The organism is Bradyrhizobium agreste (genome assembly GCF_016031625.1).
GTDB lineage: Bacteria > Pseudomonadota > Alphaproteobacteria > Rhizobiales > Xanthobacteraceae > Bradyrhizobium > Bradyrhizobium agreste.
Map to the genome: position 1 here is coordinate 1 of NZ_JACCHP010000005.1, position 13,444 is coordinate 13,444.

Annotated in this window: 11 protein-coding genes and 1 tRNA gene; 8 read left to right on the forward strand and 4 right to left on the reverse strand. The window is 63.5% G+C overall.

Annotation, left to right across the window (positions count from 1 at the left end):
- Positions 1-77 precede the first annotated feature (77 nt).
- Positions 78-1,088, forward strand: coding sequence for an IS481 family transposase (locus HZZ13_RS08485; RefSeq protein ID WP_246504353.1), 1,011 nt, complete (start codon positions 78-80; stop codon positions 1,086-1,088).
- A gap of 200 nt (positions 1,089-1,288) precedes the next feature.
- On the opposite strand, the gene HZZ13_RS08490 is transcribed toward HZZ13_RS08485, so the two are convergent.
- Positions 1,289-1,381 (reverse strand) — tRNA-Ser (locus HZZ13_RS08490).
- 744 nt (positions 1,382-2,125) lie between these two features.
- On the opposite strand from HZZ13_RS08490, the gene HZZ13_RS08495 reads away from it, so the two are divergent.
- The 3 genes from HZZ13_RS08495 (at position 2,126) to HZZ13_RS08505 (ending at position 6,813) form a co-directional block, all read left to right on the forward strand.
- Positions 2,126-3,616 (forward strand): porin, encoded by a 1,491-nt coding sequence (locus HZZ13_RS08495; protein WP_197959194.1) that lies wholly within the window; start codon positions 2,126-2,128, stop codon positions 3,614-3,616.
- Between the two features lie 258 nt (positions 3,617-3,874).
- Positions 3,875-5,884 carry an O-linked N-acetylglucosamine transferase, SPINDLY family protein gene (locus HZZ13_RS08500; RefSeq protein WP_197959195.1) on the forward strand — a complete coding sequence of 670 codons (2,010 nt, stop codon included), beginning with the start codon at positions 3,875-3,877 and terminating at the stop codon, positions 5,882-5,884.
- Positions 5,885-5,949: 65 nt separating this feature from the next.
- Positions 5,950-6,813: an FkbM family methyltransferase gene (locus HZZ13_RS08505; RefSeq protein WP_197959196.1), complete on the forward strand. Its 864-nt coding sequence runs from the start codon at positions 5,950-5,952 to the stop codon at positions 6,811-6,813.
- 104 nt (positions 6,814-6,917) lie between these two features.
- Here HZZ13_RS08505 and HZZ13_RS08510 read toward each other — a convergent pair whose 3' ends face one another.
- Positions 6,918-9,326: a lytic transglycosylase domain-containing protein gene (locus HZZ13_RS08510; protein WP_197959478.1), complete on the reverse strand. Its 2,409-nt coding sequence runs from the start codon at positions 9,324-9,326 to the stop codon at positions 6,918-6,920.
- A gap of 281 nt (positions 9,327-9,607) precedes the next feature.
- On the opposite strand from HZZ13_RS08510, the gene dapA reads away from it, so the two are divergent.
- The 4 genes from dapA to HZZ13_RS08530 are packed head-to-tail and all read left to right on the forward strand — an operon-like array spanning position 9,608 to position 12,082.
- The gene (gene dapA, locus HZZ13_RS08515) at positions 9,608-10,498 is read left to right on the forward strand and encodes a 4-hydroxy-tetrahydrodipicolinate synthase (RefSeq protein ID WP_197959197.1); all 891 of its coding nucleotides are present in this window, start codon (positions 9,608-9,610) and stop codon (positions 10,496-10,498) included.
- A 51-nt stretch (positions 10,499-10,549) separates the two neighbouring features.
- Complete coding sequence (mscL, locus tag HZZ13_RS08520) at positions 10,550-10,963, forward strand: large conductance mechanosensitive channel protein MscL (protein WP_197959479.1); 414 nt, start codon at positions 10,550-10,552, stop codon at positions 10,961-10,963.
- 59 nt (positions 10,964-11,022) lie between these two features.
- Positions 11,023-11,496 carry an SsrA-binding protein SmpB gene (gene smpB / locus HZZ13_RS08525; protein WP_197952839.1) on the forward strand — a complete coding sequence of 158 codons (474 nt, stop codon included), beginning with the start codon at positions 11,023-11,025 and terminating at the stop codon, positions 11,494-11,496.
- Positions 11,497-11,500: 4 nt separating this feature from the next.
- Positions 11,501-12,082: a peroxiredoxin gene (locus HZZ13_RS08530; protein ID WP_197959198.1), complete on the forward strand. Its 582-nt coding sequence runs from the start codon at positions 11,501-11,503 to the stop codon at positions 12,080-12,082.
- Here the strand turns inward: HZZ13_RS08530 and HZZ13_RS08535 are convergent.
- Positions 12,079-12,753 (reverse strand): uracil-DNA glycosylase, encoded by a 675-nt coding sequence (locus HZZ13_RS08535; RefSeq protein ID WP_197959199.1) that lies wholly within the window; start codon positions 12,751-12,753, stop codon positions 12,079-12,081. The two genes, HZZ13_RS08530 and HZZ13_RS08535, sit on opposite strands and share 4 nt — an antisense overlap.
- Positions 12,734-13,378 carry a LabA-like NYN domain-containing protein gene (locus HZZ13_RS08540; RefSeq protein WP_025036724.1) on the reverse strand — a complete coding sequence of 215 codons (645 nt, stop codon included), beginning with the start codon at positions 13,376-13,378 and terminating at the stop codon, positions 12,734-12,736. Before HZZ13_RS08540 ends, HZZ13_RS08535 begins: the two co-directional genes overlap by 20 nt.
- Between the last annotated feature and the right edge of the window lie 66 nt (positions 13,379-13,444).

Sequence of the window (13,444 nt, forward strand, 5' to 3'; positions counted from 1 at the left end):
GCGGCCCGAGACATAGGTGACATTTCGTACCGGACACATGGGTTACACTTTCCGCTTTTGTTCTGCGGGAGGTGTAGATGCCGTGGAAAGCGAGTTCGGTGATGGATGAGCGCCTGCGGTTTGTCGCCCGGCTGTTGGACGGCGAGGCAATGACGGACGTATGCCGGGAGTTCGGCATATCGCGGAAGACCGGCTACAAGATCTTTGGCCGGTACAAGGAACACGGGCTCGAGGCCCTGACGGACCGGTCGCGACGGCCGGTGCGCTACGCCAACCAGCTGCCGCAGCAGCTCGAAAGCGAGATCGTCCGCCTGAAGGCGGAGAAGCCACATTGGGGAGCCCGCAAGATCCGCGAGCTCCTGGTCCGGCGGCTGGATGGTGACGTCAGGGTGCCGGCCAAGAGCACCATCCATGCCGTGCTCGATCGCCACGGCCTGGTCAAGCGCGCCCGTGAACGGAACAACCGCGCGCAGGGCACGCGGTTGTCGGCCGCGGTTGCGCCCAATGACCTCTGGTGCGCCGACTTCAAGGGCGAGTTCAAGCTCGGCAACGGACGCTACTGCTACCCACTCACCGTGACCGATCAGGCTTCGCGGTTCTTGCTGATGTGCGAAGCCATGGAATCGACGCGAGAAGAACTGGCCGTGACGGCGTTCGAGCGGCTGTTTGCCGAACGCGGGCTGCCGCTGTCGATCCGCTCCGACAATGGCGTGCCGTTCGCCAGCCCCAATGCGCTGTTCAACCTGTCAAAACTCGCGGTCTGGTGGCTTCGCCTCGGCATCGCGATCGAGCGCATCAAGCCTGGCCATCCGCAGCAGAATGGCCGTCACGAGCGCATGCACCTGACGCTGAAGCAGGAGGCGACCCGGCCGCCAGGGGCGAACATCCTGCAGCAACAAGGCCGCTTCGATGCCTTCGTTCACGAGTTCAACACGGAAAGACCGCACGAGGCGCTCGGCATGAAGTGTCCGGCGGAATTGACCCATTCGGCCCGAAGCCCGTTACCGATGTCTCCGGTCCGACATCGTCGCTCTGACGCCACTCTTGCTCATTCTCGGCATGGCAGCTCCCTTGCTTGGCCGCGCTGAGCGGTCAACCCCCGAAGCCCGCAGGGGCGCGCCCCTTGGCGCGCGGGGTTGACGGCGATAGCGCGGGCCGAGCAAGAATAGGCCGTGCCATGAAGGCGTGGAGTGACCTGCAACCTTCGACAACCCGTTCGGCACGAGGTTGTCACCCATGTCTCAGGTACGATTCGTTACCTATGTGTCCGGGCTGGACAGCTGCGGGATGGCGGAGAGGGAGGGATTCGAACCCTCGATACAGCTTGAGACCGTATGACGCTTTAGCAAAGCGTTGCCTTCAGCCACTCGGCCACCTCTCCGGTGCGAGCCTTATGCATCTATTTGCTCGGGCTGGTCAATTTGGAAGCGCGTGTTTTCGCTCGAATATTCCCAGTGATTTGCGAAACGAAACGGGTTTGCGCTCGGACGAGGGCATGGCGCTGAATTTGCGAGGAAATTCAGAGGTGCGAGGAAGGCCTAGCACCTCTGCGTCCCGGCTCGCCGAGCTGTCCGGCCGATCATCCCCGCGGCCGTGACCTCCTTATAGAGAGTGAGAGAGAGCGTGACCCGGTGTCCGAGGCATTGCAGCCTAGCGTCAGATTGCGGCGGGGACGCGGTCGATGCCTGCCCATGAGTCTCCTTCTGATTCCACGATTCGAGCGCCTCAAAGCTGGTTCAAGGCGAGGTCTCGCGCCCCGCGCCTCATGTGGGGAACTTTGATGGCGGTTGGAACCGTCCAGAAAACATCAACGTAAACAACGTGTTACGAGAGCGGTTTGATCACATCTGCGTGTTATTTGTGCAACACCCATCGGAAAACACGCTTCACCGGCCCGTTTCGGAGCGTTCTCTTGTTGTGTGTGCAAGGACGTTCGGTAATTGTGACTGAGCGACGGAGGGGGGCATCCCGAGGTCGTCCCGTTTAGGTCGTTCGCTTAAGTCCCTCGCGTTCATGCGGGTGTGTCCGAAGGCGCGAAGGGGCCAAAGGCGGTGATTTAGAGGGGGTTTGGGGAATTGGCCGTCCGGTCAGTGACCTTCCCTGAAGAGCAACTTGGAGGTTTAACATGAAGTTGGTTAAGAGCCTTTTGCTCGGCTCAGCGGCGGGTCTGATCGCCGTGGGCGGAGCTCAGGCAGCCGATCTCCCCGTGAAGGCCAAGGCGGTCGAGTACGTGAAGATCTGCTCCCTGTACGGTGCTGGATTCTATTACATCCCGGGCACCGACACCTGCATCAAGCTCGGTGGCTACGTGCGCGCTGACTTGCTGCTCAACACGAACAGCGACTACGGCATTGGCCAGGGCGCTCCCGCCGGTGGCAACAACCGTCTGGACAACTACTACCAGACCCGCGCTCGTTTGGACTTCAACATCGATACGCGCACGGCGACCGAATATGGCGTGGTCCGCACTTACGCCGATACGGTCTTCACCTGGGATACGCAAAGCGTCACCGGCAGCAACCCGTCGACGCTTTCGGGCACGCCCAACACTTCGGCCACGCTCGGTCTGTACCATGCGTTCATCCAGTTCGCCGGCTTCACCTTCGGCCGCACGGTCTCGATCTTCGACGCACCGTGGCAGAGCTATCCGGCTGGCGGTCCCGACTTCCTTCCGGGCGGCAGCAACAACGTCACCGGTGTGAACCAGGTCGCCTACACGGCGGACTTCGGCCAGGGCGTCACCGCTTCGGTTGCATTGCAGGATCTGACGACCGCCGCTGGCGGCCAGTCGAACCTCTGGAACGTGTCGTCGGGCACGGCCGCTCAGTTCATCACTGGCGTCTATGGTGCCAACGATTGGGGTGGCACGCGTTCGCCCGACATCGTCGGTGCGGTTCGCGTCGACCAGGCTTGGGGTCTGGCCCAAGTGTCGGTCGCGGCGCACAACTTGCACACCGCCTACTATGGTACGACCGAGCTGACCGGACATCCCGACGACAAGTGGGGCTGGGCCGTGCAGGGCGCCTTGTCGATCAAGAACATCCCGACCGGCGCGGGTGACTCGATCAACTTGCAGGCCGTCTACACTGACGGTGCTTCGCGGTACAACTTCCAGAGCCTGTTCCCGCAGTCGATCTTCATCTACGGCGGCAGCGGCATCGCCTATCAGAGCATCGGCTTCGCCGGTATCGCTGATGGCGTGTTCGGTACCGCCACCGGCATCGACACGGTCAAGACCTGGGGCGTCCGTGGTGGTTACACCCACAACTGGTCCCCGAACTGGTCGTCGGGCATCTACGGTGCTTATGCTCAGCTGAAGTACGGCACCACGGGCAAGGCTCTGATCTGCGCCAACTTCGCTGCTGCTCTGGCGCCTTCGGCTGGTTCGACCTGTAACCCCGACTTCAACCTCGCGGTTATCGGCGGCAACGTGGTCTGGACTCCGGTCAAGGGTCTCGCCTTCACGGCTGACGTGAGCTACGTCTGGCTCGACCAGAAGTACTCGGGCACGATCGCGGCTCCGGCGAACCTCACTGTTGCCAAGCCCGCAGCGACCTACGAGCTGAAGGATCAGGGCAACCTCCAGATGCTCCTGCGCGCTCAGCGCAACTTCTAAGTTCAATCCTGAACTGACGCCAAGGACCCCCAGCGATTTCGCTGGGGGTCTATTTTTTTGCGTATTACATTGCCATCCTCGCCGCGCGAAGGATCGAAAGCCAAGCGAGGTGGCATCGCGCGCGAACTGGCAGACGCAGGTCATTTCGTGCCTTGCAGCGAGACGGCGCAGCCGTTGTTCTCTCCAGCAAAGGCGCCTAGAGTTTTTTCACCAGTTCACGAAAAGACCGGCCCTCGTCGGGGTGCAGAACCCAATCAGATGTCGCAGCAAAGCCGCAACAAGGGAGCCTCGGCTCCCTCTTCACCCCATCTGTCGGTTATTCTGGACCAGGCGATTGCGGCGCACCGTTCGGGCAATCTGGCGGAAGCAGAACGGGCCTACACAACCATCCTGAAGGGAAGCAAAACGCAACCTGTCGCGCTGCATATGCTGGGGCTATTGCACGTGCAGCGGGGTGATTTCGCGCACGCCGAGCCATTGCTCAAGAAGGCTGCCCGCATCAATCCCGGCGATCCCCACATTCTCTTCAACTATGCCAACGTGCTGCGCGCTTTGAACAAGACGGACGATGCGCTCGCTTGGTTTGCGAAGGCGATTGCCCTGTCGCCGAACATGGCCGATGCGCATCTCAATCGCGGAGCCATCCTGCTCGCACGGCGCGAGCTTCGGGAAGCTATCGCGGAATTCGACCGCGCCATTGCGATCGCGCCGTCGAGCGCAGCGTTCGCAAACCGAGGCAGCGCGTTTCGCGAGCTCAGTCAGCTCGATGAAGCGCTTGCCAGCTACCAACGTGCCGTCGAGCTTGCGCCGTCGAATCCACAGATGCATTTCGTCTTGTCTGAGGTCCTCACCCAAATGGGCCGACACGACGAAGCGATCGGAGCGCTCGAAAGAACTGTCGCGCTGAACAAGGCTTTCCCCTTCGCGTTGAGCAAGCTCGTTGATTCCAGGCGGCAGCGCGCCGACTGGCGCAGTTTCGAACGTGAACAGGCCGGCCTGGACGAGGCCGTCGAATCCGGCGTGGCGGTCGATCCCTTCACATTCCTTCATGCTTCGTCGTCTCCCGCACTCGAATTGGCCTGTGCGAAGGTATTTGTCGCCACCGTCGCTCCGGAGCGAGATCCCGCGAGACCCAGAACGCCGTCACCGGCTGCCCGGCTGCGCATCGCATACCTGTCTGCCGATTTTCGCAATCACGCCACCGCGAATTTGATGGCCGGAGTTTTCGAGGAGCACGACCGCGCGCGCTTCGACATCACCGCCATCTCCTACGGACCGGATGACGGCAGCAAGATGCGCGACCGCCTGAAGGCCGCATTCGAACGCTTCGAAGACGGCAGCCATCTGACCGACGAGGACGTGGTGAAGCTGATACGCCAGCTCGACATTGAGGTTCTCGTCGATCTCGGAGGCTTCACTGCAGGCGCGAGGCCGAAAATTCTTGCGCGTCGGGCGGCTCCCATCCAGGTCAACTATCTCGGCTTTCCCGGCACGATGGGCGCTTCCTATATCGACTACATCATGGCGGACCGGATCGTCATTCCCGAAGGCGAGCAGAAGCACTACGCCGAGAAGGTGATTTATCTCCCCCATACCTATCAGGCGACCGACGCGCGGCGGCCGCTCCCGGCAAATGGACCGCCCCGAAGTGAGGTCGGACTGCCGGACGATGCATTCGTCTACTGCGGGTTCAACAGAACTTCCAAGATCACGCCCCCACTGTTCGACGTCTGGATGAGGCTGCTTGCCAAAACCGCCGGCAGCGTTCTCTGGCTGCTCGACGGGGGCCCGATCGCCAGGGAGAACCTGAGGCGTGAAGCCGTTGCGCGCGGCATCGCCGCCGAGAGAATCGTGTTCGCCCCACAGGTCCCAGCCGACCAACACTTGGCGCGCCACCGGCTCGCGGATCTATTCCTGGACACATTGCCATACAATGCTCATACCGCGACCAGCGACGCCCTTTGGGCTGGCTTGCCAGTCCTGACTTGCCTCGGCACCGCCTTTCCGGGACGTGTTGCAGCCAGTCTCCTGAACGCGGTCGGCCTTCCCGAGCTGGTGACGCGATCGCTGGATGAATATGAGGGCTTGGCGCTTCGGATCGCGCATGATTCCGAACTTCGAACCGCACTCACGAGCAAGCTGGCGACGCATCGGTCCACTTGGCCTCTGTTCGATACCGTCGGCATGACGCGACACTTGGAAAAGGCCTTCGTTGAGATGTGGCGCCGGCATTGCGCCGGCGAAGCGCCGGCCTCGTTTGCCGTTTAGACATATCGTTATGAGGCCGCCTTGGCGCGACACCTCATGTCATTCCATCATGGTCTTCACTGCGCATGACTGACAACGAACCCGACCTTCTGAACAATCTCCTCCGGCCGGCACGGCTGACCTCGGTGATCGATGTCGGCGCCAATCCGATCGATGGCGAGCCGCCTTACAAGGCGATGCTGCAACGAAGACTTTGCACGGTCGTCGGCTTTGAACCGCAGGAGGAGGCGCTCGTAGAGCTCAACGCCCGCAAGAGCGACCTCGAGAGCTACTATCACTATGTCATCGGAAATGGGCACAAGGCAAAGCTGCGTCTCTGCCGGCTGCCAGGGATGACAAGCTTGCTGCTCCCGGATCAGAATGCGCTGTCGCATTTCGCGAAATTTTCCGAATGGGGCAGTGTGGTCAGCGAACATCCGGTCCAGACCCGCCGGCTTGACGATATTGCCGAAATCCGGCACCTGGATTTTCTGAAAATCGACGTTCAGGGCTCGGAACTCGCTGTGTTCGGGGGCGCGCGGCAAAAGCTGAAGCAGGCGGTCGTCGTCGAAACGGAGGTTTCGTTTCTTTGCCTCTACAAGGACCAGCCGACGTTCGGAGACATCGATGCCGAATTGCGCAAGCAGGGTTTCGTTCCCCACGCCTTTACGGCAGTCAAACAGCGCATGATCGCTCCATTGAGCGACCCGTCCAATCCTCATGCGGCTATGAACCAGCTACTCGAGGCCGATATCGTCTATGTACGAAACTTCATGCGGCCGGCTGACATGACGGTCGAGCAGCTCAAGCATCTGGCAATGATCTCTCATCATTGCTATCGCTCATTCGACCTTGCTGCGAACTGTATTCACCACCTGATTGCGCGCAAGTCGATCCCTGATCAGTCGATCCACGACTACATGGCGTCCATCCCGCTTCCGCGACGCTGACCTGAGCTGGTCGTGCCGGGGGTCAGAGGCATTCGGACCGGATCGCTGCTCCGGCCGTCGCTGCCGCTGCCAAGGCGGCTGCGGTGCATGGGCCAGAGGGGGCTCTATTCCACGCTGCCGGCGCCGCGGCGCAGATCGGCTTCGATCTGCAAGCGGGTGCCGCCGCCGAAACGGGCGCGGTAGACCTGAAGGTTCTCCATGATCCGCTGCACGTAGTTGCGTGTCTCGGAGAACGGGATCAGCTCGACCCAGTCGACGGCGTCGACCTTGGGGTCGCGCGGATCGCCGTAACGCTCGACCCACTTCTTCACGCTGCCGCGGCCGGCATTGTAGGCGGCGAAGGTCATGATGTAGGAGCCGCGGTAATCCTCGAGCAATCCGCCGAGCTCGGCCGAGCCGAGCGTGGCGTTGTAGACCGAATCGTTCTTCAGCCGCCCCAGGTCGTAGGTCGCGCCGTGGCGCTTGCAGACGTAGCGGGCGGCATCCGGCGTGACCTGCATCAGCCCGTAGGCCTGCGCCGGCGAGACCACCGAGGGGTTGAACGCGCTTTCCTGCCGCGCGATGGCGTAGATGATGCTGCGCTCGACCTCGGGACCGATCGGCGTGAAGTGCGGAATGCCGTTGACGGGGTAGGCGTAGAAGTCGAACGGCAGGCCGCGGTTGAGCGCGGCCTTGCCGAGCAGCAGCATGCCGCGCGCATCGCTGTAGCGCTGCGTCAGCTCGCCGAGGCCCGCAAGCGCTTCGGGATCGCCGTTCTCGCCCATGTCGGCGAGCATGGGCACCGCGAGCTCGCGCTCGTCGAGTTCGTAGAGCAGTTGCGCGGCGCGCACGATCTCGAGCCGCTCGGCGCCGCGCCCGCGCGGCTGGCTGTTGAGCTCGATCTGCGGCAGGCCGAGCTTTGCCCGCGCGAGCTGGCCGTAATAGCTGGTCGATTGCTCGGCCGCCCGCGCATAGGCGTTGCGTGCCTCCTGCTGCCGGCCCATCGCCTCCGCAGCGCGGCCCTGCCAATAGCCGGCACGCGCCAGCGTGGTCGGATTGACGCTGCCGACGCCGATGCGGGCGAAGTGCTGGGCGGCGGTCGCGGGATCGTTGAGGAAGCGCAGCGCGATCCACCCGGCGGTGAACTCCTGCTCGGTCTTGTAGATGTCGCGCGAGGGCAGGGCGGCGTCGCGCGCGATCAGATAGGCGCTGCGGAACTCCTCGGTGTCGATCATCTTGCGCGCCAGGAGGCGCCGCTCGATCCACCATTCGTCGAGATTGTGCAGGCGTCCCGGATCCTTCGGCGCGGACAGCATCAGCTGGGCGGCTTCAGCGAACTTCTCTTCGCGACGCAGCAGCTGGATCTTGCTGAAGATGAAGCCGGGATCGCTGTGCAGCTCGCGCGGCACCGCATCGAGCAGCGCCCGCGCGTTCGGCGCCTTCTTGACCGCGGCGATACGGGCCTTGGCGAGCGCGACATAGCCGGCGCCGAGACGCTTGGCGGCGCGCAATGCCGCCTCGTTCTCGCTGCCGTAGAGCAGGTTGTCCATCCGCGCTTTCTGGTCGCCCGGCGTGAGCAGGGCGCCGAACTGGTCGAGCGCGTTGTTCTCGGTGTCCTCCGACATCGGATCGCCGCGCCAGGCCTCGCGCACCAGCCGTTCGGCATTGGCGCGGTCGCCGCGCGCCAGCATCGCCCTGGCGAGCGTGAAGCGGCCCTTGGCGGAGATCGGAGACTCGTTCTCGAACCACGACCACGCGACCGACTCGTCGCGCCTGTCGTCCCACATCGCGGCCTCGAGGCGCCGGCGCAGGAAGGTCTGCGACGGCCAGCTCGGATTGGCGGAGAGGAAGGCGCGATAGCGCTCCACGGTCGCGCCGTTGTCCTCGCTGCGCAGGATGATCCATTCGGCGAGCTTGCGGGCGACCGGATCGGAGATGCCGGCCGCGGCATTGGTGGCGTCGCCGGCCTTGCGCTTGCGCACCAGCTCGATGACGCTCTCCAGCGTGTCCTTGTCGGCCTGCGAGGTCGAGGACGTCGCAGCGACGGCGGCCGGGATGACCGGCTTGCGCGGCGTTGCATGCTGCCGCGTTGCAGGCGCCAGCATGGGAGCTGCGGCCGGTCTGGCTGGGGCTGGCGCGGTCGGTTTGATGGTGGCGGTCGCGGCCGGGGCGGGGGCTGCCCTGGATGGCGCGCCGCTTGCAGTCGGCGCTGCCTTGGGTGCAACTGCAGGAGCTGCGGCCGCAGGCTTGGGCTTGTCTTTGGGCTTGTCCTTCGCCGGTTCCTTGCTGGCGTTCTTACCGGCGTCGGGCTTCTTCGCGGCGTCCTTGGCGGGGGTGCCGGGCGCACCCTTGCTCGCAGCCTTCGCAGCGTCCTTGCCGGTTCCCTTGGCTGTGTCCTTCGCTGGTTGCTTGGTCGCGCCCTTCGCCGTGTCCTTTACGGCCGGCTTGGCGTTATCCTTGGTCTCCGCGGCCGTCTCGTTGGACTTCTCGTTGGACTTGGCGAGGGCGGCGCAGCCCATCGACAGCCCTGCCATCAGGCACACGGCCATGCCGAGGGATCGCCACGCGGCAGGAGCAAAGGAGGTCACGGCGTTTCGTCGCCCCGAATCAGTGAAGTGGCTCAAGACCTAGCTGAATTTGCTTGAATATGCGGAGAAAATACCAACAGCCGCTTACCTCGGGCCGATTTGCACCAGCACCGCGGCAAAATCGCGGCCTAAACCCAGCCTCGCGCCGAGGCCGGGCCTTTTACCGGCGGGATAGACCCGATATGAAGGGGGCTTGCTCAAGAGATCGCCGCGTACGGAGGAAGTCCATGGCAGCCAAGACGAAATTCCGAGGGTCGTTCACCGCCTTGGTCACGCCGTTCAAGAACGGCGCGCTGGACGAGGCGGCGTTCCGCTCCCTGGTCAACTGGCAGATTTCCGAGGGCACCAACGGCCTCGTTCCGGTCGGCACCACCGGCGAGAGCCCGACGCTCAGCCATGACGAGCACAAGAAGGTCGTGGAATGGTGCATCGCGGAAGCCAAGGGCCGCGTGCCCGTCATCGCCGGCGCCGGCTCCAACTCGACCAAGGAAGCGATCGAGCTTTCCCAGCACGCCGAAAAGGCGGGCGCTGATGCCGTGCTGATCGTGACGCCCTATTACAACAAGCCGACGCAAGAAGGCATGTACCAGCACTTCAAGGCGATCAACGATGCGATCGGGATTCCGATCATCATCTACAACATCCCGCCGCGCTCGGTGATCGACATGTCGGTCGACACCATGAAGCGGCTGTGGGAGCTGAAGAACATCGCCGGGGTCAAGGACGCCACCGCCAGCATGGTCCGCGTGTCGCAGCAGCGCGCGGCGATGGGCGAGGATTTCAACCAGCTTTCGGGCGAGGACGCCACCATCATCGGCTACATGGCCCATGGCGGCCATGGCTGCATCTCGGTGACCTCGAACGTCGCGCCGCGCCTGTGCTCGGAGTTCCACGCCGCCTGGCAGAAGGGCGACACCAAGACGGCGCTCGCGATCCACGACAAGCTGATGCCGCTGCACAACAACCTCTTCATCGAGAGCAATCCGGCGCCGATCAAGTACGCGATGTCGCTGCTCGGCAAGCTGGACGAGACGCTGCGGCTGCCTATGGTTCCGATATCCGAGCCGACGCGGGTTGCCGTGCGCAGCGCGATGGTTCACGCCGGTCTGATCAACTGACGCATCAGCCGTTGGGGGAGCCTTATGAGCGTGGAGGAAAAGGGCGCGCGGATGCTCAAGGAGTTCCGCGAGTTCGCCATGAAGGGCAACGTCGTCGATCTCGCGGTCGGCGTCATCATCGGCGCGGCCTTCGGCGGCATCGTCACGTCGCTGGTCGGTGACATCATCATGCCGATCATCGGCGCCGTCACCGGTGGCCTCGACTTCTCGAACTACTTCATCCCCTTGTCGAAGGCGGTCAGCGCCACCAACTTAGCGGACGCCAAAAAGCAAGGCGCCGTACTTGCTTACGGCAGCTTCCTGACGCTGACGATCAACTTCATCATCGTCGCATTCGTGTTGTTCCTGGTGATCCGCGCCATGAACACGCTAAAGCGCAAGGAGGAGGCGGCGCCCGCCGCTCCGCCAAAGCCGTCGGCCGAGGTCGAGCTGCTGACCGAGATCCGCGATCTCCTCAAGAAGTGACGCGCCCACTTCATCCGAACTGTTAGAATCCGAGCGCATCTCGATCAGGTTTGCCCGTCATGGCCGATAAGAACGAACGTCCGATCAAGGTGATGGCGGAAAATCGCAAGGCGCGTTTCAACTACGCCATCGAGGACACGATCGAGGCGGGCATTGCGCTGACCGGCACCGAGGTCAAGTCGATCCGCAACGGCAAGAGCACGATCGCGGAATCCTATGCCGATTCCAAGGACGGCGAGATCTGGCTGATCAACGCCACCATTCCCGAATATCTGCAGGGCAACCGCTTCAACCATGAGCCCAAGCGGCCGCGAAAGCTGCTGCTCCACCGCCGACAGATCAACAAGCTGATCGGCGCGGTCGACCGCGAGGGCATGACGCTGATCCCGCTCAAGCTTTACTTCAACGAGCGCGGCCGGGCCAAGCTGCAGCTGGCGGTTGCGAAGGGCAAGAAGCTGCACGACAAGCGCGAGTCCGAGAAGAAGCGCGACTGGAGTCGAGAGAAGGGCCGGCTGCTGCGCGCGAGGGGATGACGAGATGAATCAACGGAACCTGCTCGAGGTCGACTGGAGCCAGATTCCCGCGCCTTCCGACGACGGCGCCGCTGCGCATCTTGAGGGCATGACGTTGCCGCCGATCGGCCTGCGCGCGACCGACGACACATCGGTCACGCTGTCGGCGCTGCGCGGCCGCACCGTGGTGTTTGCCTATCCCCGCACCGGCGAACCCGGCAAGATCGCGCTGGTCGACGATTGGGACATGATCCCGGGGGCGCGCGGCTGCACGCCCCAGACCTGCGCATTCCGCGATCTCTACGCCGAGCTGAAGGCCGCCGGCGCCGCGCACGTGTTCGGCCTCTCGACCCAGAGCAACGACTACCAGATCGAGATGGCTTCGCGCCTGCATCTGCCGTTCCCGGTGCTCTCGGACGAGAAGCTGGCGCTGACGCGCGCCCTAGATTTGCCGACCATGGAGGTCGCGGGCCTGACGCTGATCAAGCGCATCGCGCTGATCATCGATCACGCCAGGATCACGCACGTGTTCTATCCGGTGTTTCCGCCTGACCGGAACGCCGGCGACGTGCTGGCCTGGCTCAAGGCGAATCCCGTCAATAGCTAATCGAGATCCGCCTTCACCTTCGCGAACACGGATCTGAACATGTCCGGCGTCAGCACCCCAGTGTTCGTGTTGTAGCGGGAGCAGTGATAGCTGTCGTAGAGCCGGAACGCGCCGGCCTGATGCACTGCGCCGTGGCCGAAGGGGGCTTGCGAAGCCTTCAGGTTCAGCGGCTTGAGCACGCTATCGTGCGCAATCCGCCCGAGTGCGACGATCGCGCGTAGGTTCGGCATCGTCGCGAGATTGGCCACGAGGAACTGACGGCAGGTGCTGATCTCGATCGGCAGCGGCTTGTTCTGCGGCGGCACGCAATGCACGGCATTGGCGATCCGGCAATCGACAAGTTTCAGGCCGTCGTCGGGGCGGGCCTGATACGTGCCTCTGGCAAAGCCGTATTCGATCAGCGTGGCGTAGAGCAGGTCGCCGGCATAGTCGCCCGTGAACGGACGCCCCGTGCGGTTGGCGCCCTGCATTCCCGGGGCGAGGCCCACGATCAGGAGGCGGGCCTTGATATCGCCGAAGGGCGGAACCGGCGCATTGTGCCACGATGGCTCGCGCGCGCGGTTCGCCTCGCGGAAGGCGGCCAGGCGCGGACAGAGCGGGCAGTCACGGTCGGGAACGATTGTGGGAGGCTGGCGGCTTGACCGGGCCGCCTCACTCCTCGAAGTCGTCATCGCCCCTCGGCGCCATCGTGGTCGCGCGCTGGAGGAATTGCGGGGCGTGGTGACGTTCGCCGCGCTCGCCGCGGTCGCGCGGGGCGGGGCGCTCGGACGGATCGCGGCCGAGCTTGGACTGCAGCTCGACGAGGTCGGTGAAGACGTCGGCCTGGCGGCGCAGCTCGTCGGCGATCATCGGCGGCTGGCTGGCGATGGTGGAGACCACCGTGACCCGCACACCGCGGCGCTGGACGGCCTCGACCAGGGAGCGGAAGTCGCCGTCACCCGAGAACAGCACCATCTGGTCGATGTGCTCGGCGAGCTCCATGGCGTCGACGGCGAGCTCGATGTCCATGTTGCCCTTCACCTTGCGGCGGCCGGAGGCGTCGATGAATTCCTTGGTTGCCTTGGTGACGACGGTGTAGCCGTTGTAGTCCAGCCAGTCGATCAGCGGGCGGATCGAGGAGTATTCCTGGTCTTCGATGATGGCGGTGTAATAGAACGCCCGCAACAACGTGCCGCGGCTCTGAAACTCCTTCAGCAGGCGCTTGTAGTCGATGTCGAAGCCGAGGGTTTTCGCCGTCGCGTAGAGGTTGGCCCCGTCGATGAAGAGCGCGATCTTGTTGGTAGGAGAAGGTGACATTCAGTTTGCTCGCGTAGTGTTCGTGATTGATCGTTTTTTGTTGGCGCGGCGACAATAGGCCGCGCA